Here is a 324-nt window from a genome sequence, read left to right as displayed (position 1 = left end):
GTGAAGTGCGTAGCGAGGTCACGCCGTCATGGCCCCTAGTGAGGTCTTGTTCGATGGACTGCTCAGGCTGCGGTTTCGAGGTTGAATCCGGTTACGCTTTCTGTCCGAAGTGTGGCAGGCGTCAGCCCGTGCCATGCGCAAGTTGCGGCTACCTGTGTGCACCTGATTTCGAGTTCTGCCCGAAATGTGGGGCAAGCATCGGTGCGCCCGCAAAAGCCGTCGAACGGCCTGCTCCGACACCAAGCCGGACCATCGTGCCGCCGTCCCGTACTCCGTCGCTGCTTCCCAACATCGAAGGCGACAGGCCGCATCCCGTCTCCGACG

General features: G+C 62.3%; 1 protein-coding gene. It reads left to right on the top strand.

Features of this window, described 5'->3' with window-relative positions:
* Positions 1 to 53: 53 nt before the first annotated feature.
* Positions 54 to 324, top strand: a 271-nt coding sequence (locus EN850_RS34905) for a zinc ribbon domain-containing protein (RefSeq protein ID WP_136093024.1), incomplete at its 3' end; no start/stop codon positions are given.

It is taken from the genome of Mesorhizobium sp. M8A.F.Ca.ET.207.01.1.1 (assembly GCF_004794715.1).
GTDB lineage: Bacteria > Pseudomonadota > Alphaproteobacteria > Rhizobiales > Rhizobiaceae > Mesorhizobium.
The sequence above is the reverse complement of the archived record's forward strand: the minus strand, read 5'-3'. Positions and strand labels throughout refer to the sequence as shown.